The 22,690-nt window shown below is 47.6% G+C and carries 15 protein-coding genes; 3 read left to right on the plus strand and 12 right to left on the minus strand.

Going from position 1 to position 22,690, the window contains the following annotated elements:
* From tnpA to BUA83_RS09830, 12 genes are all read right to left on the minus strand, one after another.
* On the minus strand, positions 1-191 hold a 191-nt coding region (gene tnpA, locus BUA83_RS09775; protein ID WP_144340532.1), incomplete at its 3' end, for an IS200/IS605 family transposase.
* A 209-nt stretch (positions 192-400) separates the two neighbouring features.
* The gene (locus tag BUA83_RS09780) at positions 401-4,378 is read right to left on the minus strand and encodes a type I restriction endonuclease subunit R (protein ID WP_072936080.1); all 3,978 of its coding nucleotides are present in this window, start codon (positions 4,376-4,378) and stop codon (positions 401-403) included.
* Positions 4,379-4,390: 12 nt separating this feature from the next.
* Complete coding sequence (locus tag BUA83_RS09785) at positions 4,391-5,611, minus strand: restriction endonuclease subunit S (protein ID WP_072936081.1); 1,221 nt, start codon at positions 5,609-5,611, stop codon at positions 4,391-4,393.
* A 2-nt stretch (positions 5,612-5,613) separates the two neighbouring features.
* Entirely contained in the window at positions 5,614-8,382 is a 2,769-nt protein-coding gene (locus BUA83_RS09790; protein ID WP_072936083.1) for a type I restriction-modification system subunit M, read from the minus strand.
* A gap of 76 nt (positions 8,383-8,458) precedes the next feature.
* Positions 8,459-8,653, minus strand: coding sequence for a helix-turn-helix domain-containing protein (locus BUA83_RS09795; RefSeq protein ID WP_072936084.1), 195 nt, complete (start codon positions 8,651-8,653; stop codon positions 8,459-8,461).
* A gap of 183 nt (positions 8,654-8,836) precedes the next feature.
* A complete protein-coding gene (locus tag BUA83_RS09800; protein WP_072936189.1) occupies positions 8,837-10,276 on the minus strand; it encodes an aspartate ammonia-lyase in 1,440 nt (479 codons plus the stop codon).
* A gap of 119 nt (positions 10,277-10,395) precedes the next feature.
* Complete coding sequence (locus BUA83_RS09805; RefSeq protein ID WP_072936085.1) at positions 10,396-11,184, minus strand: basic amino acid ABC transporter substrate-binding protein; 789 nt, start codon at positions 11,182-11,184, stop codon at positions 10,396-10,398.
* A 97-nt stretch (positions 11,185-11,281) separates the two neighbouring features.
* A complete protein-coding gene (locus BUA83_RS09810; protein WP_072936086.1) occupies positions 11,282-11,572 on the minus strand; it encodes a zinc-ribbon domain containing protein in 291 nt (96 codons plus the stop codon).
* A gap of 42 nt (positions 11,573-11,614) precedes the next feature.
* Positions 11,615-11,803 carry a YjfB family protein gene (locus tag BUA83_RS09815; protein WP_072936088.1) on the minus strand — a complete coding sequence of 63 codons (189 nt, stop codon included), beginning with the start codon at positions 11,801-11,803 and terminating at the stop codon, positions 11,615-11,617.
* A gap of 53 nt (positions 11,804-11,856) precedes the next feature.
* Complete coding sequence (locus BUA83_RS09820; RefSeq protein ID WP_094756587.1) at positions 11,857-13,566, minus strand: O-linked N-acetylglucosamine transferase, SPINDLY family protein; 1,710 nt, start codon at positions 13,564-13,566, stop codon at positions 11,857-11,859.
* Between the two features lie 142 nt (positions 13,567-13,708).
* A complete protein-coding gene (locus tag BUA83_RS09825) occupies positions 13,709-15,424 on the minus strand; it encodes a methyl-accepting chemotaxis protein (protein ID WP_072936091.1) in 1,716 nt (571 codons plus the stop codon).
* 217 nt (positions 15,425-15,641) lie between these two features.
* Positions 15,642-18,536, minus strand: a complete 2,895-nt coding sequence (locus tag BUA83_RS09830) for an EAL domain-containing protein (protein WP_072936092.1) — start codon at positions 18,534-18,536, stop codon at positions 15,642-15,644.
* A 260-nt stretch (positions 18,537-18,796) separates the two neighbouring features.
* Here BUA83_RS09830 and BUA83_RS09835 point away from each other — a divergent pair, with 260 nt between their 5' ends.
* From BUA83_RS09835 to BUA83_RS09845, 3 genes are all read left to right on the plus strand, one after another.
* Positions 18,797-19,831 (plus strand): ABC transporter substrate-binding protein, encoded by a 1,035-nt coding sequence (locus BUA83_RS09835; protein WP_072936093.1) that lies wholly within the window; start codon positions 18,797-18,799, stop codon positions 19,829-19,831.
* 74 nt (positions 19,832-19,905) lie between these two features.
* Positions 19,906-21,000, plus strand: coding sequence for an ABC transporter ATP-binding protein (locus tag BUA83_RS09840; protein WP_072936095.1), 1,095 nt, complete (start codon positions 19,906-19,908; stop codon positions 20,998-21,000).
* Positions 20,997-22,688 carry an ABC transporter permease gene (locus BUA83_RS09845; RefSeq protein ID WP_072936096.1) on the plus strand — a complete coding sequence of 564 codons (1,692 nt, stop codon included), beginning with the start codon at positions 20,997-20,999 and terminating at the stop codon, positions 22,686-22,688. Before BUA83_RS09840 ends, BUA83_RS09845 begins: the two co-directional genes overlap by 4 nt.
* Positions 22,689-22,690 lie beyond the last annotated feature (2 nt).

A 22,690-nucleotide genomic window follows, 5' to 3' on the forward strand; every position in this document is an offset into this window, starting at 1 on the left:
ATATGGATATGATCTGGGCAACATTCTGCCTCAATAATTTTAACCTTTTTGCGTTCACACAAATCTCTCAAGATTTTTCCTACATCTTGTTTTAACTGGCGATAAATTGCCTGTCTACGATACTTTGGTGCAAAAACAATATGATATTTGCAACGCCATTTGCTATGTGATAAACTTTTCACGTCGTTCATCGACAAAACCTCCTATACTTTTTCTCCGCGGTTGCCAGACCACGCAGATTGTAGCATAGGAGGTTTTTTACTAAAAGAAATTTTTACTTACCACCAGCATAGCTGGTGGTTTAATATCGCCTATTCGGCTACCAATAAATAAACCGAAGATATTTAGTACAAACATCTTCGGTAATTACCTATGGTAGTTATGGAGTTTTCTGTTTGGCCTACTTGTTTTTCTTCTTGTGTGGATTCTTTATAAGGCTATCCTTCCCATCTGCCTCGAGGTCTTTAACGATATCATCATAATCCGATGCCCATCTAATTGTCAGCAGTTGATTGTAGATGTTGTTGTCCTGCGATGCTGTAGGATTAATGGATATGTTAGCCCTATCCAAGAGAGCTGTGCTGACGGGAAAGGGAACATGGATGCCCAAACACGCAGAAACCACATTCAAAGTATTAAGATTGCTCCCCTTTTGCATATTGGATATCGTCCGATTGTCGAGACCTGTAGTACTTCGCAGAAGATCTGTGCTGCAACCGCAAATTCTGCGACTCATCAATTCTCTGAGCGAAGGCCCAAAATCCAAGCGATAAATCTCATCAAGCATTCTTTCGCTTATTTCACTGACCAAACTGTAATGCTTTAAAATATCTTCATTGATTTCGTCAACATAGTGAAATGTTTTGTCAGCTTGGTCAGCCGGCAATTTTATATAGTGAAGTTTCCCCTCATCATCCTCATAGAACTGCAAGAAGCATTTATCCTCGTTTTCTTCATCTTTTGCATAATCGGTAAGATGCCAATTTCCGTCTGGGTCTTTCTTGGCGTATTTCTTATCAAACGGACAAACTCGATCTTCGATGCAAGCATATGCACCTGATTTCATAAGTGCAGACAGTGCAGGACTTTCTTCGCACCATTTTGCCAATTTTTTTGCTTTAACTTTTGTGGTTTTCTTCTTGTCATTTATATCGTCAGGTGGATTTGAGTCACCGCCGTTGCCTGAAACTGTTCCTTCAGCTTTTGTAGAATTTTTTTCGCTACCATAAGGTGCAAAATCCTCGTGCACTTCGTCATATCTATCATAACCTTCATTCAAAAGGAACATACGTAGATATTCATCGATGTGCATTCTCAAATCTACTTCTTTGAGCTCGCTTCTTTCAACTCTGGTAAAAAAACGTCTTGCCTTGCCCAAATCAACAGATTTTACCAAATCCTCGAACCTTCCGAAGTCATCAATTGTTGTTTCGGTGACTTTGCGATGCAGGAGGTCACGGAGCTGCTCTTCATTACAGCCAAGCCTATGCACAACTCGCTTTATACGATTGCTTTCCTCCGCTTCCTTATATAAACTGATGTAGTCACGAAAGGTCTTGTCCTCGGTTACTTTCACTTTTCCGTCCTGTATATCTTGAAGGAACAATTTGGCATATTCCTGATCGTCACGTCCCAGCATGGCAAAGGATTTATGCAGGATTTTCAGCATCTTTTCCTTTTGCTCGGCGTCAGCACCATCATCCATCACAATGTGCAAGTATTTTTTGAAGCGTGTATTCATATAGTCGGTATCAATGGCATCCGTATTGATTTCCGTCAAATGGGTATCAATATCAAAAGGAACATCGTCCTGTCCTCCGCCACCTCCGCCACTTACCAGTTCCTTGTATCGTCTGGCAAGTGTCAGATACTCCTCATGGGTAAAGCCAAGGACAATGGTTCGCTCGTCCTTTAATTCATCAAAAACATATTCATTCTGATCCCAATGGAAACCTTGAATGGATGCCGCCTCCAAATAGGTGTTGAAATCTGCGAACCATTTAGCGAATTTTTTGCAGTCGGATTTTTCATGCGGTAGCTCACTAAAATCCTGAACACCGGCAACCTCGAACAATTCCCGAATATCCGCAAAGATGCGATTCATGTTTTCCAGATTGTCCGGCAGTTTATCCACAAATAGCCCCTTGGGAATATTTCCGGAATAGGCTTTTACAGCCTCTTCGATATTGCGCTGCATGAGATGCGGTCTGCGGTAATAGCGAATCGTGCCGAAAGGTTTATCTGGCCCGAATAAGCGATTGGTTCTGGAAAAAGCCTGTATCAGGTTTTCGTAGTCCATCACCTTATCCATGTAAAGAGTATTTATCCATTTAGAATCATATCCAGTGAGCATTTGATTGACTACAATCAGGAGGTTAATCTGATCCTTTTTTTCGATATAATTATACGGCTTTTTATGTGCTAAACGTAGCTGTACATCCTCGCGGAATTTATCGTAAGAGGGGATGGAGAACTCTACATCGAACATAGCTTTGTAATCTTCCAAGATTTCTACGATGCCATCTTCTTTCTCCAAAGAGCCTCCACCTTCATTATCGATGTTTGGGTCAAAAACCGCCGTTATATGAAGTCCTTTAAGACAATCTTTTGCCATGCGATAATATTCTACCGCCTCTGGGATATTGGTGGTTGCAAAGATAGCGTGGAACTTCCCTGCCTGACTCAAAACCTCCCAGTTTCTGGCGATATCTTCGAGAACGGCTGCCTTATGTTCCCGTCTCGTGTATTGGGCATTTGGCACAAGTTCCTCGATGCCTTTTATGTAGCGTGTACCTTTTTGGAATCCCAGCATAGGCACTTCGGTTTTGTTCATGTAGCGATGATAGACCTTCGCTTTTCGCTTATCAGCCAAAACCTCCTCCACTGTGTTTGCTTTGGCTTTGTATAGTGCTACCGCCTTTCTTAAATCGGCATCACGATAAGTCATGACCATGTAGGGGTCAAAGCCTAACACATTTTTGTCCCGAATCCCATCGGCAAGGGTATAGCGATGGATTTCATCGCCGAAGATCGTGGTTGTAGTATTGCCCTTCTTTTCGTTTACATCCTGAATCGGCGTACCGGTAAAGCCAAAAATAATGGCATACTTAAAGGTGTCCTTGATGTTTGTGAGCATTTCCCCGAAGGTGGAGCGATGGGCTTCATCGATGATAATGACGATTTTCTTGGCGACGATTTTATTGAGGTCAGCGGTCTTGATATTTTCGTTGTCCTTGGTGATGTTGCTGAGTTTCTGTATGGAGGTCACAATCAGCGAATCATCCCGGCTGTTGCTCTTCAGCTTGGCCATCAGGACAGTACCGTCCTCCGTGCCGTGAACAATCGTGCGATTGCCGGAAAAGTCATTATAATCATCGAGAGCCTGCTTGCCGAGAGCGCGCCTGTCCACCAAAAAAATCACCTTGTCGGCATCCTGGAAACTGTCAATGAGCTGCGCCGCTTTGAAGCTGGTGAGAGTTTTGCCGGAGCCGGTGGTATGCCAGACATATCCTCCCAAGGGATTGAGATCACGCCAGTCCTTATGCTTTACCTTCTCGGCAATTTTGTCGGCGGCGTAATATTGGTAACTGCGCATAACCTTTAGAGTATTATCTTTTTCATCGGCTATGGTGTAAAAACCGATGAGCGTATGCGCCATGGGAATGTTGAGCAGTCTTGAAACTACGTCCTTCCAGTTGGTAAAGGGAATATTGTCCTCGTTCGCCCAATGAAAATAAAACGCCTTGTTAAATGGCTCATCGGGTCCCGGATTAGCAAAATAGACAGTCTCATCCGGCGTCATGGCCACAAAAACCTGCACGAGGGAGAAAAACCCGGTGAACACGCCCTCGTGGGCATATTTCTCGATTTGGTTATAGGCTTGACTTACGGGGACATCGCTACGCTTGAGTTCGATATGGATAACGGGCATACCGTTGATTAAAAGCATGAGGTCGCCCCGACGGTCATTCAGGACAGGTGCAGTCTTAAACTTCGGCTGGCGGGCAATTTTATAGCTGCTCTCCCCATTGGCGATTTCATTGGGGTCATAAATTTTCAGGCTGACTTCTTTGCCATAGTGAAGTGTGTCATCAGGATTGTCCCGGCGAATGGACACACTTTTCCCGTTGATGAAGTCGTTTAACCGCCATGGGGTTCTGAGAGCGTATATCTGCTCCATAAGCTGCTGCATCTCGCTGTCCGTCAAGGGGCAGTCATTCAAGCTGTCAATCTGGCGGTTGTTTTGAAAGAGAATATCCGCCCAATTTTTTATAAGTTCATCTTCCGTAGGGTATTCGATGATTCCCTGTTTCCATCCCCGGTCAATGAGGAGTTTGATAACGGCATCCTCGAATTCCTTTTCTGTGCGAAAGGTCATATTGCCGCCTCCTTAAACAAACATTTTTTGAAACAAAGCCGATTTCATTTGCTGTAGTTTCGTTATTTTTTGCTCTTGGGCTTCGATGAGGGTATCGAGGTTATCAAAGTAATCTGCTATTTTTTGTTGCTCGTTGGGCTGTGGTATTCGCAACTCATATCGAAGCATTTCGTTTATATCAAGCACCCTGTTTCTGCCAGCTCCACCGGGAGAGGACAATGCAAGATGCTGTCTAAACTGTTCTCCGGAAATAATGTATCTAAAAAACTTCGGTCTGTTATCATTCTGAAAGCTAAATTGTGGGAATCTATGTGACACGAGTTTTCCTGCGTCATTTTCATCAGTTATAGCAACGGCATGTTCCCATGCAAAAGTTATATTAACGATAAATTTGTCAGCAGAAACACGGTGCATCTGAGCCGTAGACAATTCCTCACCAGCCGATACATAAGTGTGAAAAGTCCCTTTTGCCCAACTGCGTATACCTAAGCGAAAATAACCATCGGTAGGCGTTTCAACTTTATCCTCGAACAGTGTTACAATGTCACCAAATTTTACACGCTCCCACTCTCCCTCAAACCCCTCAAATCGAATCCGAGGGACGCTCTCTCCCTCCTGCGGAAACATCTTTTGCAGGAGGGAATTTTTTAGGACGAGGAGTTTGATGTGACGTTCTTGTTGGCATTTTATAGTGGTATCAATCGAACCGATATAATTGGTAATTGCCCGCTGCTCATCATATTGTGGATGTATAAACTGCACCTGCTCTAAATCATCATTATGCAAATGTACAACAGTTTTACCATGTGCCATTTTTGCCATATCATCGTGAGCTTTCCCATAGGAAATAACCAATGCTAAAAATGCAGGGTCGATATTTTTATTAGGAGTTATGATGTTCAAATCCCCTCCTAATAAGATATCTGGATTTTTTACAACCGATGCTACCGATATATCTTCCGCCGATTCGCCTGAAGCGGGAACAATAACTTCCCCACCACGGCTATATACCGAATTTTTCTTTGGCACAGCAAATGTATCGACATTGGAAATGATAGTTTCATGATTTGTATACATACGTCCATAGAGAATGATTGGATTACCTGCAGAAACTAAGTCTGACTTTGAATATCCCGTTCCTTTTGAAAAGGTCGCAATCTCTTTCAGTTCACAACTTTCCCACTCTCCCTCAAATCCCTCCAACCGAATCTCAGGGACTTTTTTCTTTTCCATTGTCATTCCTCCAAAAGCCGCTGAAATTCTTTCAAACCTGCCATATCGAACTCGCTCCCTCGCAGTCCCTTGGTCATATCGGCGATGGTTTTCTCGGAAGATGTGCGCCGTTCTTCCACTTCGGCAAAAGTCACCTTGTATTTTTCAATCATGGCGTTTATCTTCTCGATAAGTTCCCCCACAATGATGTCCGGCATGGCGAGGATATCCGTCACCAAGGGAATAATCCACTTTTTCTCCAAAAGCATCTTAGCTTCATCATCGTCAAGATTTTCTATAGTTTCCTTGGTCTTTAGATGCAGTGCGTTCTTCATGGCGCGAATCTCAGCTTTCAGATTGGATTCCATATCTATGGCCTTTTGCACACGGAGCATCTTGTATTCAAAGCTGTCCTCCGGGAAATCATAGGTCAGCTTGATGGAGTCGATACGGTTCAAGACCTCGCGCTTGTTGTACACACCACTTGCAGCCTTCGTCATAGCATCCCAGTTGACAGCTGTCGTTTCTTCGATGTAGGCGAGCTTGTCCTTCTTTTTGCTGATGGTAAGATACTCTGCAAGAGCGCGGGTTTCTTCCGTTTCTATCTCCGAGAGGATTTCATCTACTACAACCTTGACTTCTTTGGGAACAAAGGCTGTATTGGCATCATTTAAAATAGAACCGCTTTTTTCTTCCTCCGTCATGGATTCAAGGACTTCATCGTAAATTGCCGACACTTCGCCAAGTTCCATTTCCTTGGCATTTAGCGCATCCAAATCCTCCGGCAAAAGTTCCCTTTGTACGAGGTCAAAGGGGAGAATATGTCCTCGCCAGCCCTTTTGTACTTCCACCTTTTCCCCTTCGCTGTTTTGCTTCAGCACCATGTTGGGGTCAACCAACATGACAGTGGAGAATCCTTCCGTCTGTATCATTTCCAAGTCGGTATGTATGCTCTGCCATGCATCACTTAAAATTTGATAGACCCGGTAGCGGTCAATGACTTTTACATCTGTCAGCCGTCCGAAAATATCATCGCAGATTTTCCCTTCCTCTCGGGGAAGCTCGATGCGCCTCCCGTTTTCAATCAGGTCGTTTTTCAGGCTTTCATGGAAGCCTGCGAATTTATCCTTATAATCCGCCTTATAGCGATGTACGGAATCATGGGACAATGCCTGCGTTTCGATATCCTCGCTTACTGGTTCAACGTACCGGTCGGAAATATCACGGAAGATGGATTCTCTAAGCCCCGGCAAAGCCTTCCAATAATCATCGAGGGTATCGAGTTCGCTTTTGGGAACGCCGCCGAACATAATGGAGTGTACATCCCAAGGCTCTGTCGGCTCCGCTGAGGATACGTAGCGAGGGATGTTCAAATTGTAATCGTTGGCCTTGATTTCTTCCTTGGGCACGCGACGAGAGAAACGAGGGATTTCGGCTCTGTTTTTGATGGTATCGACAATACGCTTGATATCCGATGCCCGCAGCCTGTTGTTTTTGTCGGCTTTTTCAAATCCCTTGGATGCGTCAATGATAAGGACATCCGTTTCCTCGCGCTTGCGTTTCAACACCATAATAATGGTGGCGATGCTTGTGCCAAAGAAAATATTGGCCGGCAATCCGATGATGGCATCAATGTTATTTTTCTCGATGAGATTGCGGCGGATTTCCCCTTCCTCATTGCCGCGAGTCAGCACACCGTGGGGGAGAACAATGGCCATAATACCGTCTTCCTCCAGATGGTAGAGGTCATGCAGCAAAAAGGCAAAATCTGCCTTCCCTTTGGGTGCAACACCGTAGCCAACGAAGCGCGGATTGTGTTTCTTATCCTTGTTATCCCACTTTTGAGAGTAGGGAGGATTGGAGACCACGGCATCTACCCGCACCAGAGTATATTTGTCTGGGTCATCATCCTCAAAGAAAGGCCAGTCATCCTCCAAGGTATCGCCGTTACGCACGTTGATATTGCGCGGCTCGATACCGCGCATAACGAGGTTCATACGGGTGAGGTTGTAAGTATTTTCCTTGAGTTCCTGGGCATAATATTGCACTTTGTTGCTGTCCATGAACTTCGTGACGGAGTTGCCGATGTTTATAAGGAGCGATCCCGACCCGGAAGTGGGGTCGTAGATGCAAATTTCTTTTCTGCCGGACAAATGCCATGCCACAATCTCAGACATAAGGAGCGACACTTCATGGGGGGTGTAGAACTCGCCTGCCTTTTTCCCGGCATTGGCGGCAAACATACTGATGAGGTACTCATAGATAAAGCCCAACACATCATAATCCTGCTTGCCGTCCATGGGAATTTTCTCTATGAGCTTCAGGAGTTTATTTATGGCTTTTGTCTGCGCAGTTGCACTCTCTCCAAGTTTAGACAAACCGGTCTGAAGGGTTTTGAATATATCCTTGAAAAGCTTTTTGTGGGATTTTCCGATCAGACGGTCGAAGGCGGACAGTGCCTGCCGGACATTGGAAACATCAAAAGTAGTTTTCTTCTTGCTCTCATCATCGTCCTTGTTTGCTCCAATCCAAGTGGAGAACAAATTCTCGTAGGCGATGAAATAACCCAAATTACGCTGGGCATACCCCACCTGTTTCTTGTTGGACTCTGAAAGCGTTTCCATCTCATCTTCAGACATTCCTTTATCGGCAAAGAAACGCACTTCCTTGTCGGACAGGTATTTGTAGAAAATGAAGCCTAAAATAAAATCCTTGTACTCATTGGCCTCGATTTTGGATCGCATTTGATTTGCAGACTCCCAAATGGTTGATGCCAATTGCTGTTTGTTCATAAATCAATTCCCCTTGTGGTTACCTTAATTTGCAAGGCATACCGAAAATGCGGCAACCTTGTTATGCCCGTTGCTGTCAGTCTATGGCACTTTTGCCGCTGGCTATCCACTCGTCCAGTTCCGAACGCTTGAATTTCCATAACTTTCCTACACGGTGCGCCGGAATGTCCGGCTTGTTCTTTATCCATGTTCGTAACGTAACAGTTTTTATCCCGATGTATTCGGCGGCTTCGTCTATGCTGATATACTTATCATCTGAAGATTGCGTCATCTACACCGCCTTCCTTTCTGCATTTAGACACGATAAATTGAGAATAATATACACTGTCGGTACTGTCATGTCAACAGTTTTACTTTATTTGGTGATATTTCCTTATATTTTATGTGTAATGTTAAATTTTCATTATATTAACGAGGGGCTGTGAAAAAACACAGCCCCTTTCATTCAAATTATTTAATCCTTTTTCAAATGCGCGAGGCTGTTTCTGTACTCATGGTACGCTGCGCCTGCGATGCCCGGTGTGGTCATTTCCCGCGGCAGGAGAATATGGTCGAGCTGGTCTGCCGTGAGATATTCGTGCTCAAGCACCAGGTCACGGACAGGACGGCCTGTCTCGTACGCTTCTTTTGCAAGCGCCGAGCAGTTCTCATATCCGATATGAGGCATGAGTGCCGTTATGATTCCTACGCTGTGCTCCACGAGCTCACGGCAGCGTTCCTCATTAACCTCGAGATTTACAAGCAGGTTGTCTACAAAGGTATTGATGGCATTGGTGAGGCAGCGCATTGAAAGGAACATGTTATAGGAAATGACAGGCTCCATTACATTGAGCTCAAACTGTCCGTTCTCAACGCCGAAGGTAACAGCAAGGTCGCAGGCGATTACCTGATAGCACGCCTGGTCAAGAACCTCGGCGATGACAGGATTCACCTTGCCCGGCATGATGGAGGAACCCGGCTGACGCATTGGAAGCTTCAGTTCACCAAGACCGCAGCACGGTCCTGATGCCATAAGACGGAAATCGTTTGCCATTTTGATGAGCACCAGCGCCGTAACCTTTGTTGCTGCCGCCATATCCGCGAACAAATCCGTGTTGTTCGTGGCATCAGTAAGGTTTTCAGCCGTGTGGTATTCCTCTCCCGTTACCTCACTGAGACGTATGCGTACACGCTCGATATATTCAGGCTCCGCGTTAAGGCCCGTACCGATTGCCGTGCCGCCCATGTTCATTACGAGAAGGTTGCTGGCTGATGCTCCCTGAATACGGCGGATTCCGCGGCGTACAGCAGAAGCGTAGGACGCCATTTCCTGACCGACTGTAATAGGAATAGCATCCTGCAGATGTGTACGTCCCATTTTTACAACGTCCTTAAACTCAACAGCCTTTTTGTCAAGCTCTACCGCAAGGCGCTTCAGCGCTTCGATGAGCTTCTTCGCCTTGTAACGCATACAAACCTTGATTGCCGTCGGAAAAACATCGTTGGTGGACTGTGCCATATTTGCGTGATTGTTAGGCGAAATGAACTGATACTCGCCTTTTTTATGCCCGGTAAGCTCAAGGGCACGGTTGGTCAGCACTTCGTTGACATTCATGTTCACCGACGTTCCCGCGCCGCCCTGAATCGGGTCAACAGGGAACTGGTCAAGAAGTGCTCCGCTGAGTATCTCATCCGCAGCAGCCACCAGCGCATTTCCTATCTCGGGCTTCATACGCCCCGTATCCATATTTGCGAGCGCCGCCGCTTTTTTTACCATTACAACGGCCTGTATAAATTCCTTATCTACCTCTTCTCCCGTTATATGGAAGTTTTCCATTGCACGTACTGTCTGCACTCCGTAATAGACCTCATCAGGTACTTCCATTTCTCCGAGAAAATCATGCTCTTTACGCATCATGTCACAACCTTTCATATCAAATAATATTTTCTCCAAATGTTCATGGGTATATATTTCTATGCGCAGCAAAAAAATCCTGCCGGATTTTATTCCGACAGGATTTATTAACGCAATTCTTATTTCGTTGTTGTACCGAACCATTTAGCGAAGATTTTGTCATACTCTCCGTTTTCATGGAGCTTCTTAAGAGCCTCGTTGACCTTCTTCTGCATCTCTGCATCCTTCTTGGACATTGCGATACCATAGTCCTCAGAGGTCAGGAGATCATCAAGTGCACGGACATCCGTAACACCGCTCTTCTTGATGTAGTAGTCGTTGACCGGACGGTCATTTACAACAGCATCAACGCCGCCTGCCTTGAGTTCAAGGAATGTGTCTGCGGAGCTGTTGAACTCTTTGACTTCGATGCCTTCAATCTTGCGGCATTCCTTTGCGCTGGTCGTTCCAATCTGAACAGCGACCTTTTTGCCCTTGAGGTCAGCGAACTTGTTGATTTCCTTGTTATCCTTCTTGACGATAATCGTAAGACCGGATTTGTAATACGGGTCGGAGAAGTTGACCTTCTGCTTACGCTCGTCATTGATTGTCATACCGGAAATGATGACATCAAGATTGCCGGACTCCATAGCAGGAATCAGACCGTCGAAATTGACGTTCTGGATTTCAGCCTTATAGCCCATCTCTTTTGCGACTGCACGGATGAGGTCCATATCAAAGCCCTCATACTCTTTGCCGTTTACGTTCTGGAATTCAAACGGAGCAAAATCCGCGTTTGTACCTACACGGAGAACCTTCTCGGAACCCTGCTTTGCACCGCTGTCCTTCTTGGCCGAATCTCCGCCGCAGCCTGCAGCAAATACAGCCAGCGAAAGAATTGCCATGCAGATCAACATGAACTTCTTCATTAAAAACCACTCTCCCAGTAAATTTTTGAGGTTGCCCCCATTACTGCAAACAAGAAAAGCCCGGAGCAAACCGGGCTTCACAGCCTTTATTATATCGTCAGTGCCCTCTGCGTTTGTTGAAGCAGTCGCGGCAGTATACCGGACGATCATCCTTCGGCTCGAACGGAACCTCTGTCTCGCGTCCGCAGTCAGCGCATACTACAGTAAACATCTGGCGCTGTGTCTGCTCTCCACCCTCACGGGTACGACGGCGCTTATCGCGGCAGTCGCGGCAGCGGACTGGCTCATTCTCAAAGCCTTTTTCCGCGTAAAATTCCTGTTCGCCTGCGCTGAAGATGAACTCCTTGCCACAGTCTTTGCACGTTAACGTTTTGTCTTCGAAAGCCATGAAATAATCCCCTCACATTGTGTAGAACGGTCCTGCTGCCTATCAGGCAAGCACATCTATCATTGTCCCCAGATTAGGATCGAGGCTTTCGGTCATACTGGATAACATGGTTTCCAGACCCTGCTCGGATGAATCCATCGCTTCCTTCAGCACAGCCACACCAAGGTTCTGCTGTACCTGAGCCTGATGCATTCCTACACTCATAGCAGCTATACTCATATCCAAGTCCAAAACGCTCATCCCCTTTCATGAAGCAATAATATCAAATCTCATTATATGTGAATTTACGAAAAAGTGCAATAGTCTTTCCAGATATGGCGATAAAGGTCCTCTATATCCTTCATATAGGGAATTCCGTCCATAAGCCGTGATTTTTTCACAACCGCCCGAAGGCCTGAATGGAACTTCTCAAGGATCTCCATCGAGTTGGCTATCTGCACTGCTTTCCGCACATAATCAACATCACTTTTTGCCACCAGCTCAGGAAGTCCCGCGTTTTCCAGGATAGTCGCTCCATACCGCGAGCCGTGGGTAATTCCCTTTCTGGTGATAACCGGTACGCCCATTATCAGCGCCTCACAGGTGGTAAGTCCTCCGTTAAAGGGCGTTGTATCGAGAGCTATGTCCACATCCCGATACTGCTCAAGATAGTCGGGACTGTAGGGACGGAATTCAACACGTTCAGTGTTGATACCGATATCCGCAAGACGGCTTTTCGCTTCCTCGATACCATCAGGAATGCTTGCAATCTTCCCCTTTATAATAAACCTCGAATCAGGAACAGCTTCAAGGACTCCGCGCCACAAAAGCAGCGTCTCACGGGTGACCTTTGCAAAATTATTGAAGCTGCCAAAGGTTACGTACCCGTTGCGCTTGGCAGGCGGCTCCTCTGCAACAGGCGGAAGCTCATGCACTATATCCGGCGAATAACAGAGATGGCAGTAGGGAACGCGGGCGATTTTTTCCGTAAATCCAAGCACCGCTTCCCCGGGTGGCTGACATATATAATCGGAAAGAAAATAATCCGCCTCGCGAAGGCCGCTGGAATTCACATCACCGATTGCCACCATCTGTACAGGCGCAGGACGATATGTCAGCACAGGAAGCGCCGAGCCCTGGGAATGTCCCGAAAAGTCCACCAGTATATCCACGCGGTCATGATAAATCTGCTGGGCGACTTCCTTCGGTGAAAGCCCTTCCACATCGCGCCACGCCGCCGCAAAGCGATGAAAGCGCTTTGTCACATCATCCTTGCGTCCGAGATGATAACAGAAAACGGAAAACTCCAGCTTGGAGTAATCCCGAAGGAAAGGCGTCAAAAAATTCGCCACGGCATGCTCACGAAAATCAGGTGAGAGATAGCCTATCCGAAGCTTTCTCTTCTGCACTCCCTCAGGCCTTGTGTGGGGGAATTTTACCCGTATTCCGAAGAATGCGTTGTATCCCTCTCTCAGGGCGATATGGCGTTTATCCTGAGCCTGATAATTCATCAGGAAAAGTGCCTTGCTGTAGAGGTCTGCCTTGGCATCCTTATCCTTTACCAGTGCGCTGACTGCCATGCATATATCAGAGGCTTCCTTCGCACGGCCGAGAAGATAGCAGGTATCCGTCAGAAGCCGTCCTGCCCGTTCAAGAATCGTATATTTATAGGAAGGAATTTCTCCCTCCGCCACTTCACCGAGCCGCCACAGCCTGTTCAGAAGCGGCACCGCCGCCCTCAGCTCAAAATTCCCCACGGCAAGCTCCGCCGCCGTAAGAAGAATACGCCAGTTATACGGGTCTGATGCGGATACTCTTTTTACCAGCCGCTCCGCTGTCTCTTCGTCGCCTATATAGTATGAAGCCTGCGCCAATAGCGCAAGTCCGTCCAAATCATCCAGATTATGTGAAAGAATTTCACGGGCACAGGCGCGCATTCCCTTGAAATCGCCTGTCAAAAAGAAAGTGTCCGCCGATGTAAGCCATGCTTCCTTTTCTTCCTGATTCGCTTCCAAAAACCGCACCTCCCCCCTATCTTAAAGTTATTCGCCGCCGCTTCCATTTTTTCCTGCATATAATGCATATTTTATAACACAGTTTTTAACAAAAAAATCCCCCGGCACAATGACCGGGGGATTGGCAATGACTGATGTTTGCTTAGAAGCGGAAGCTCTGCAGGGAATTCTGCAGTCCCTGAGCAAGCTCTGCCAGTGAACCGCTGGCGGAAGCAATTTCTCCTGCCGACGCGGACTGCTCCTCTGCGATAGCGGAAACATTCTGCATCTCGTCGGAAACCTTCGTTCCCTGTTCATCAATCTCGCTGATCTGCGTGGTGATGTTCTGGGCATCCTGTGCGACACTCTGAATCGAGGAGCTCATTTCGGAAACCTCACCCGTAACCATATCGACATTGTCACGGATTTCATCAAAGGTTGCGCGCAGTCCTTCAACTGCCTGTGCACCTACGGATACAGCCTTTGTTCCTTCACGCATGGACGCTACGGCGCTGGTTGTATCGTCCTGAATGGAGCCGATGAGCTCTGCAATCTGCTGAGCCGCTGTCTGAGACTGCTCAGCCAGCTTTCTTACCTCTTCAGCAACTACAGCGAAGCCGCGGCCATGCTCACCTGCACGGGCAGCCTCAATCGCCGCGTTAAGTGCAAGGAGGTTTGTCTGACCTGCGATACCGGAAATCGTCTCAACGATTGTACCGATTTCCTGAGAACGCTCACCAAGCTTATCAACAATACCTGCCGACTCGCCGACAGTCTTTTCAACGCTCTTAATCTGATCAACAGCGGAAATGATTGCATTGCTTCCTGCCGTTGCCTTATCAAATGCAGCACATGCCTGATCGGAAATCTTTTCAGCTTCCGCACGCAGGCCCTCGATGGAATCGGATACCTTGTTGATGGACTCAGCACTGGATGCGACACCTATCTGCTGCTGTGCTACAGCGCCTGCAGCACGGGTAACCGCCTGTGCCGACTGCTCCGATGCCTGTGCCGACTGCGAGGAGCTTGCAGTAAGCTCTTCAGAGGAAGCGGCAATCTGCTCGGAAGAATTTCTGATCTGACGCATCAGCTTGTTAAGACTTGCGCGCATAGCCATGAAGGATGTTTCCATGTCACCGAACTCATCGCCGCGTGTTACTTCGTGAGTTGTTTCACGGAAATCGCCCTCGCTGAGTTTCTTGCAGCTGTCCATGATTTCATTCAACGGGCTTGTAATCTCACGCGCAATCAGGATGCTTGCAGCTACCAGAACAATGAGTGCAATGGCACACTCGATAAGCATGTTGCGGGATGCTGCCGCGGATTCCTCCACGTTATTCTGGTACATCTTCTCGGAGTTTGTCATTACCGCCGTCTGCTTTGCTTCAAGCACCTTACGGATAGCGGTTGTATCCTGGCTGCCCTTTGTGGAGTAGAGCTTCTGAGCGCCTTCGCGGTCACCCTTTTCATTAAGGGCAAGAATCTCTCTCATAGTACCGGAGAACTTAAGCCATACAGTCTTCATCTCTTCGATGGAAGCCATATTGGACCCCGGTGCCAAACGGCTCTTGTAATCTTCCCATGTTGCGAGGTAATTCTTGTCTACCTCGTCCATGTCTTTTTTCAAATCAGCGAAACGCTCGGGTGTCGTTGCACTCATGGAAAGCGCCGCGCGGGACTGCATATCACGCATTAAATACTTCATCTGACCTGCGTTATAGCCGTTTTTAAGACGCTGATTGTACATGACGTCAATCTTCTGCTGGGCGCTCTGTATAGTGGAATATCCTCCATGTCCGACCACTGCCAGCGCAATTGCCGCGATTACAGCAAGAATCAAAATCTTGAACGCGACTCTCAGGTTGTTAAATAATCCCATAAAAACTCCTCCCTCTCCCCTTCCATTGCAGGAAGAAAATTGTATATGTTTTTATTATGTACGAGTTTATATACTATATTTCGACACTATCATGAATTATCCTTCTTATTTTTATTGTTATAAAAAATTTTTTCTTCTTTTAATTTTCACCTAACTGCGCAAAGAAAAAACCGCTGACGCGTTTTGCATCAGCGGTAAATTAATTTCAATATGCGGTTTAGTTTACAGCCTTTCTGACAAGAAAATCCGAAAACTGTTCTTCATCCATCGGCTCGGCATAAAGGAAGCCCTGGCCAAGCATGCAGCCGTTTTCACGCAGCATCTGCTCCTGCTCCCTCGTCTCAATACCCTCGCAAAGAACAGTCATTCCAAGACGACGTCCGAAATCAATAACGCCGCGAAGGATGGTAAGTCCCTTGCTGTCCTTTTCGGCTGCCAGAAGCACAGCACGGTCAATCTTTATCGTATCCATCGGAAGTGTCTGCAGCATAGCAATGGAGGAATATCCGGTGCAGAAATCATCCATGGCAAGCCTGTAGCCCATGCTGCGAAGCTCCCTCGCTATGTGCACAGCATCCTCTCTGGCTGCCTGTGTCTCATAATCAACGAAAGCGGTCTCTGTGATTTCAAGCTCAATAAGTCCCTTTGGCAATGGTATTTTCTCAGCAAGCTGCCGCATCCTGTCAAGATATCCCGTCTCAGCAACATGCTTTCCTGACTGATTGACGGAGACAGGAACAACCGGAAGACCTGCATCTATCCTTCCTTTAAGGTAACGCATCGTTTTTTCAAGAACGTAATAATCAAGCTCCAGTATGAGACTTGTACGCTCCAGCACAGGAACAAAGCCTGCCGGCTGTACCTCTCCCATCGCGCTGCTGTTCCAGCGCACCAGTGCCTCCGCTCCCGCAGCCTCGTTTGTGTACAGGTCATATTTAGGCTGATACCATACCTCAAACTCTCCTGCTTCAAGGGATTTACGGAACATTGATTCAATCTGCTGATGTCTTGCACGCTTTGCCATCAGATTTTCATCATAAATGCAGTAGAGAGCGCCGGATTCATCAGCCTCCGCCTGGGCAATTTCCACCTGCTGTATAAGCTCGAGCGCGGAGATCTCTCCCGTCGGCGGCACCTGTACAATGCCCACGTTATACTGCATGCTGACCGGGAACAAAGTGCTTTTGACATGAATGTCCGACTCAAATTCCGCAAGAATCCGCTGAAGCTGTGTCCTGTCCGAGAAAACGCAGAAAACATAGCTCTGGTTAAGCGTACCGGGGGTTGCGTATCTGTAAAACCACGGATAATGCGCGTGCATGGAAGCCAGAATTTCCTTCTGCAGCACCGCGGCCTCATGCCTTGAGCATACTGCCATGAGTCTATCAAAATGACAGACGTTGTTGAGCATTATATATAGTCTGCCGTCTTCCCTGGCTTCCCTGTTTTCTTCAATAAGCAGCGGCAGATTTTCCTCGAACCACCTCAGGTTGTAAAGTCCGCTTTTGGAATGGCGGTAAGCAGCATACTGAAGCCGCTCGTAATTTTTCTGACGCTGTCTGTAGATATACACAACGACGCCTATGATGAAGGACGAAAAAAGTATAACTGCCGTAAGCGTCCTTATGGGATAATAATAAACAAAGGTACGCCAGCTGTGCTCCGGTGTAATGGCAAGGGCAGACTCATCAATAAGTGCCTGAGTAGCCCCTGTGCCGATATGTGAAATTTCCTTATTAAGAATACGGACGAGAATCGGATCCGTTCTTCGGCAGACACCCATTGCAACATCCTGCAGCATTACGCTCTGCCCCGTGGAATAAAGGACAGCATATTCAGGCTGTGTCAAAAGAAGCTGTGCCAAAAGAATTTTTGCGTAACACATATCAACAAGTCCGCTTCTTACAGCCTCAATGGCATCCCTGTCCGTACCGTAGTATACAATCTGCTCCTTCGGGAAATTCTTTTCAATATACTGCTTTGTAAAAAAAACACCTCGAACCGCAGCAACGCGGGGATTTTTCGTAACGCCCCTGTCTCTCCTTATTATTCCGGTATAGGAAGCATCCATATACGGAAAGGTAAACCACATATCATTTTCCTTCGCCCATGCGGGATCCGAATAAACGCTGGCGACCATATCCGCCCTTCCGTCATGGACCATTTCCATAGACTCGGAATAGGTCTTTGCCGGAATCATTCTGAATTCCACGCCCAGGTCAAGTCCTGCCCGCTTAAAATAATCAGGGTAAATTCCATGAACCTCATCCCCTGCCATGTACGCGTAAGGTGCCTGACCTGCATAAACAGACACGCGGATTACCGGATGGTTTTTTAGATATTCCTTCTCATCACGCTGAAGGAAAAGCGGCTGGCCTCCGAAATTTCTGTTTTCGGGCGTAGCCCCCCACATTTTTTCCGGTCCCAGTGAACGTATCTTCTCCATAGCCTGAATAATCCGGGTTTTAAGCTCTTCCTTTCCGGCAGGCATTGCAAGATAAAAATTCTCCAAAAAGAGACTGCAGCGTGCTTCCTCCTCAGGCAGATATTCAAATCCGCTGACGGCAATGCCCTCAATGCTTCCGATTTCCCACGCCTTAATAAGCTCGTCAAGTGAATCAAATGCCACCGGAATATAATCAGTATCCGCGTAAGCGGCATGCTCATACAATGTCTTTTTCAGAATTTCTTCATTGTGAAACTTAGTGCAATAACCGATTCGCGGATGCACTCCTATATCCTCGGAAAAATAGAGGTTACACGGCATTCTCATTATGGAGCGCACAGTGCGCAGAAAACCGTCATCGGCCTCGCTGTCGCGCTTTGCCACAATAGTCATGTCAATTTCTCCGTCAGCAAGCCTCTGCATATTTTCATCAAGTGTCCCGGTTACATAAACAGGTGAAAACTCCGCGTATATCGCCAAGCCCTCGATATGACTGTACAGGATTCCGCTGTAGACGCCCCGTCCGTCATCTTCAAATGCGCCGGGTGCACAGGTAACACCTATTCTAAGCTCAGGAAGCTCGCCCGCCGACACCGCCGACGCAGTAAAAAAGAGCAGAAAAAAAAGAACCGCTGCGGTTTTTATGTTAAACGGGTACTTCCTCACGGTTCTCTTCCTTCCTGCTCCAATGCATTCATATACATGATAATTCATCCCTAAATTATCATACGTATATTATATAGGTACTTTTTAATCATTTCTATACTAAATCCCAAAATTACATACGAAATTTATTTTTCATCATCAAAAAGGATTTTCCCATTGACATCGAAAAACGGCTTCACTATAATTTTAGTCAAATAAGAATAGTCTGAAAAGGGAAGCTTTCCCTTTCAGGCAAACCATTTCACCGAAGGAGTGAGCGTATGAAAAAGGGTCTCGTATTATTTCTCATTGCGGTCATGGCACTTTCGACTGCACTCTTGACTGGCTGCGGCGGCGGACCGAAGCAGGAGTCAAAGGATGGCGGTGCCGCAAAAGGCAACAAGCTCGTCATCTACACATCCATGAAGGAGTCGCTGATCAGCGGCATCGTTGAAGGATTCAAGAAAAAGAATCCGGGCATCGAGGTTGACTATCAGTCCGCAGGCGCAGGCAAGCTTATGGCTAAGATTGCCGCAGAGCGTCAGAGCGGCCACATCCTCGCAGATGTCATCTGGACCTCTGAGGTTCCTGACTTCTACATGATGAAGAAGGAAGGCATCCTTGAAGTCTACAAGCCTTCCAATCTCAAGGAAATCCTGAATCCGTTTGATGATTACGACGGCTCCTTCACGGCAGCACGTCTCGGTACTCTCGGTATCGCAGTCAACACGGACAAGATCAAAGAATTCCCGACAGCTTGGGAAGACCTCGCAACGAAGCCTGAATACAACAAAGCATTCGGTATCGCTGACCCGGCTCTCTCCGGCACATCCTACATGAGCGTTGCTCTCCTTGAGCATCAGTTCGGCTGGGATTACTTCAACCGTCTGGCTGCCAACGGCACACGCATTGGCAAAGGCTCCGGCCAGGTTGTCGATGATACGTCCTCCGGCGAGCTCTCCGCATGCCTCGCAGTTGACTACATCACAAACAACAAGATTGCAAAGGGCGCACATCTCCAGATGGTATACCCGAAAGAGCTCATCATGGTTCCGAGTCCGGTTGCTATCTTCAAAGGCTCCAAGAACCTCGATGCCGCAAAGAAATTTGTTGATTACCTGCTGAGCCAGGAAGCACAGCAGAAGGTTGCTGACGCTGGTACGGTTCCTGTCCGCACAGATGTTAAGCAAAATCCGAAGCACAACCTTCCGAAACCGGAGGACGCTATGAAGAACGGCATCAAGGTCGTTTACACGGAAATCCTCCCGCAGAAGGAAGCTACGATTCAGAAATTCACGGAAATCATCAAGAAATAACCCTTGCGTGATTCCGCAGAAAAAAGACGACGGGGCGGGAAATCGCCCCGTCGTTTTCATTAAGGAGGCCTCTTATGGACATCATCCGCATGGAGGGCATAACAAAGGGGTATCCGGATCATCCGGTGCTCAATGACCTGACGCTTTCCATAAAAAAAGGCGAATGCTTCACACTGCTCGGTCCCTCGGGCTGCGGCAAAACGGTACTGCTTCGTCTTATCGCCGGCTTCGAATCGCCGGAAACAGGCAAAATCTTTATTGATGACATCCCTGTCAACGACATGGAAGAGGGAATCGACGTCCCTCCCGAAAACCGCGGTCTCGGCGTTGTTTTCCAGGACTATGCGGTCTGGCCGCACATGACGGTATTTGAAAACATCGCTTATCCTCTGAAAATCGCAAATGTTCCAAAGGACGAAATTCAGCAGCGTGTCATGGAAATGGTAGATATCGTAGGCATGAAGGGACTCGACAAACGTTATCCCTCCGAGCTTTCAGGCGGCCAGCAGCAGCGTGTCGCTCTCGCCCGCGCCCTCGTCGGCAAGCCCTCCCTTATGCTTCTCGATGAACCTCTGTCAAACCTTGACGCAAATCTCCGTGAGGAAATGCGTTTTGAAATCAAAGAGCTTCAGAGGAAGCTGGGCGTCACTGTCCTTTACGTCACACACGACCAGGAAATCGGTCTTGCCATCTCCGACCGTGTCGCAATCATGGACGAAAACGGCGTAATCCAGCAGATAGGCACCCCGTGGGAAATCTTCGAGCAGCCTGCGAACCCCTTCGTATTCAACTTCATGGGTATCGCAAACTTCATTGATGTTCGCCGCGACGGCACGAACTTCTTCGTAGGCACAGGCACCCAGCCAATGCCCTGGGATGAAAAGCCTGAAGGTGAAGCTGTGGACTGGGTCGCAGCCTTCCGCCCGTCTGATGTAACAATTTCCCGTGAGGACAAAGGACTTCACGGCATTGTACGCCGTGCAAACTTCCTCGGGGCCATGATGGACTATCTCATTGAAATCGACGGAGCCTTCCTCCGCACAAGCCTTGAGACACATCACGCAATCGCCCGCGACCTGATACTGAAAGCAGGCGATACCATAAACGTCCAGTTCCTCTCTCTGCACTGGTTCGAAAAAGAAACCTTGAAAGGAGTGCGTAACGAATGAGTCAGGTAAAAACAAAAAGCTCCTTCGGCGTGGCACAGCTCATTCTGTTCCTGTCCATAGCCGTTCTCGTTGTCGTCGTCGCATTCCCGGTGCTTCTGATTCTGTTCAACGCGTTCTGGGTTGAAGACCATTTCAACTTCGACGGCGCGATTATGATTTTGCAGCAGCCCGCGACATATCAGGCACTAAAAAATTCTCTTATCATCGCGGCTATGTCTACAATCGGAAGTACCATTGTAGGTACCTTCTTTGCATGGCTCGTAACACGCACGGACCTGCCACACAAGAAATTTATGAAGGCGATGTTCCTTGTGCCATTCATGCTGCCGTCCTTTATCGGTGCTATGGCATGGAAAATGCTTCTCTCCCCTAACGCCGGATTCATCAACCAGTTCTTTATGCAGCATCTCGGCTTTACGGGACCGGTTTTCAACATTTACAGCTATCTGGGCATCAGTCTTGTTGAGGTCATGTACCTCTTCCCCTTCGTATTCATTCAGGTCTGCGGTGCTCTTGAGCGCATGGACCCGACACTTGAGGAATCTGCCCGCATTTCAGGCGCAGGACTTTTCACAATCACAAGAAAAATCACAATTCCTCTCGTTCTTCCGTCCATCCTTTCCGGTGCGCTGCTCATCATGCTGTACTCAATGGCACACTTCGGTACTGTTGCTGTCCTGGGTATTGAAAACGGTATATACAACATACCGACACTCATATACGAGCGTATCCACCAGAGCGGCGGCTCCTTCGATGCCATCCGTACAGGTACGGTTCTCGCGACAGTGCTCGTAATCTCTGCAGCACTCATCATCTGGGCTCAGAGGAAAATCCTCGGCTCCGGTCATTACCAGATTATCGGCGGCAAGAGCTTCCGTCCTATGGAGCTCAAGCTCCGTGGTCTCCGTATGCCGATGATGATTTTCTGCTTCCTCTACATCGGATTCACGATTCTCCTGCCTACGGTAGTCATATTCCTTGTGGGAAGCCTCAAGACCTACGGTCTTTCCTTCTCGCCGGAGAACCTGTCGCTGGATAACTTCAAGTTCATCCTGTTCGAGTATGCCGTAACACGCGATGCTATCGTAAACAGCGTAACGCTGGGCTTCACCGCCGCCATCATCACAATGTTTGCCGGTGTCATGATTTCCTACGTTATCGTAAAAATGAAGGTTCGCGGCAAAGGCATCCTCGAATTCCTCGGAATGCTTCCGTTCTCCGTCCCGGGCTCCGTTATCGCCCTCGGTGTTATCCTCGCCTGGAGCGGACAGTTCGGTGTCAACTTCTACAACACGGTATGGATTATCCTGCTGGCATACATAGCCCGCTATATGGCATTCTCCCTGAAGGCGAACTCCGCGGCTCTGGAGCAGGTGCATGACTCTCTGGTTGAAGCCTCCCGTGCCTGCGGTGCTACCATGTGGCAGTCCCTGAAGGATATTGTCCTGCCGCTGGTAAAACCCGGTATGCTGGCAGCCTTCTTCCTAATCTTCCTGCCGTCACTCCGTGAGCTGACAGTATCAATCATGCTCTACGCACCGACGACACGTACAATCGGTGTTGCCATCTATACTCTTAATGAGGATGGCGAAACCGTTATCTCGGCAGCACTTGCAGCCATCGCGCTGATTATCATCGTAATCGGCCAGTTCATCATCAACCATTTCTCGAAGAAGGCAGGTGTGTAAAG

It is taken from the genome of Schwartzia succinivorans DSM 10502, assembly GCF_900129225.1.
GTDB classification, from domain to species: domain Bacteria; phylum Bacillota; class Negativicutes; order Selenomonadales; family Selenomonadaceae; genus Schwartzia; species Schwartzia succinivorans.

Bases quoted from the DNA above. Each gene is read 5' to 3' on its own strand.
- BUA83_RS09840 (WP_072936095.1), top strand. From the start codon at position 19,906: ATGGACATCATCCGCATGGAGGGCATAACAAAGGGGTATCCGGATCAT.
- BUA83_RS09845 (WP_072936096.1), top strand. From the start codon at position 20,997: ATGAGTCAGGTAAAAACAAAAAGCTCCTTCGGCGTGGCACAGCTCATT.
- BUA83_RS09800 (WP_072936189.1), bottom strand. From the start codon at position 10,276: ATGCGTAAAGAGCATGATTTTCTCGGAGAAATGGAAGTACCTGATGAG.
- BUA83_RS09780 (WP_072936080.1), bottom strand. From the start codon at position 4,378: ATGACCTTTCGCACAGAAAAGGAATTCGAGGATGCCGTTATCAAACTC.
- BUA83_RS09790 (WP_072936083.1), bottom strand. From the start codon at position 8,382: ATGAACAAACAGCAATTGGCATCAACCATTTGGGAGTCTGCAAATCAA.
- BUA83_RS09835 (WP_072936093.1), top strand. From the start codon at position 18,797: ATGAAAAAGGGTCTCGTATTATTTCTCATTGCGGTCATGGCACTTTCG.
- BUA83_RS09810 (WP_072936086.1), bottom strand. From the start codon at position 11,572: ATGGCTTTCGAAGACAAAACGTTAACGTGCAAAGACTGTGGCAAGGAG.
- BUA83_RS09795 (WP_072936084.1), bottom strand. From the start codon at position 8,653: ATGACGCAATCTTCAGATGATAAGTATATCAGCATAGACGAAGCCGCC.
- BUA83_RS09825 (WP_072936091.1), bottom strand. From the start codon at position 15,424: ATGGGATTATTTAACAACCTGAGAGTCGCGTTCAAGATTTTGATTCTT.
- BUA83_RS09805 (WP_072936085.1), bottom strand. From the start codon at position 11,184: ATGAAGAAGTTCATGTTGATCTGCATGGCAATTCTTTCGCTGGCTGTA.
- BUA83_RS09785 (WP_072936081.1), bottom strand. From the start codon at position 5,611: ATGGAAAAGAAAAAAGTCCCTGAGATTCGGTTGGAGGGATTTGAGGGA.